At 75.3% G+C, this 1,000-nt stretch carries 1 protein-coding gene; it reads left to right on the top strand.

Going from position 1 to position 1,000, the window contains the following annotated elements; genetic code table 11:
• Positions 1-403: 403 nt before the first annotated feature.
• On the top strand, positions 404-1,000 hold a 597-nt coding region (locus tag GTR00_RS21625; RefSeq protein ID WP_323132670.1), incomplete at its 3' end, for a GtrA family protein.

The following is a 1,000-nucleotide window of genomic DNA, read 5'->3' as shown; positions in this document are numbered from 1 at the left end:
CGTCACGGGGGAAGGGTAGGCGACCGGCCGCGGCTCAGGTCCCCGGCGTGTCGGCCGACGGGGAGGGCGTGCCGGACCCCGGCGTGGTCCACCATCGTCCCGGGATGCCCGGGCCGCACGGGTGGTTCATCCTGGGTCCGCGCTCCGCGGACCCGCGGGGCATCCCACGGAGGGGGAACCGCAGTGCTCACCGTCATCGCGTGCGTGGCGCTCGTCGTCGTCGGCATCCTGGGTGCCGTCAAGATGGAGGACCACCTGGACCCGTCGAAGGGCCGCAGCCGCGTCGAGCGGTGAGCCACGGGGCTCCGCGCACGCACAGCCCGATCGGCCAGACTGCGGACCCGGTACGACCGAGCCCCGGCCGAGGAGCGGGTGGGGCGCGACGAACGGAGCACCGCCCACCGTGGCCGACGACACCGACGCAACGCCCCGCACCGCCCCCGCGCCCGGTCCCGCGGACCCGGCGCACGACGGCCCCCGCCCGGGCCTGGTGGCGCGGCTGCGCGACACCTACGAGGTGCTGGCCCGCGAGGCCGCCAAGTTCGGGGTGGTCGGGGCGGTGGCCTTCGTCACCGACTTCGGCGTCTTCAACCTGCTGAGCTTCGCCGGCCCCGGCGGCGAAGGCGTGCTGCACCACAAGCCGCTGACGGCCAACGGCATCGCGATCGTCGTCAGCGTGGTGGTGGCCTGGCTGGGCAACCGCTACTGGACCTTCCGGCACCGCCGGCGCGCCTCGGCGCCGCGCGAGCTGCTGATGTTCGCGCTGATGAACGGCGCGGGGCTGCTCATCAGCGCCGCCTGCCTGGCCTTCACGTACTACGTGCTGGGGCTGCGCGGCCCGCTGGCCTCGAACGTCTCGGCGAAGGTGGTCGGCGTCGGGCTGGGCACCCTGTTCCGCTGGTGGGCCTACCGCCGCTTCGTGTTCGTGGAGGAGCTGCGCGAGGAGGGCTGGGACGCGCACGGCCCGGGCGGCGCCGGCGGGCGCGTCCCAGCCCTCCTC

It is taken from the genome of Kineococcus indalonis (assembly GCF_009906395.1).
Lineage (GTDB): Bacteria > Actinomycetota > Actinomycetes > Actinomycetales > Kineococcaceae > Kineococcus > Kineococcus indalonis.
The sequence above is the reverse complement of the archived record's forward strand: the minus strand, read 5'-3'. Positions and strand labels throughout refer to the sequence as shown.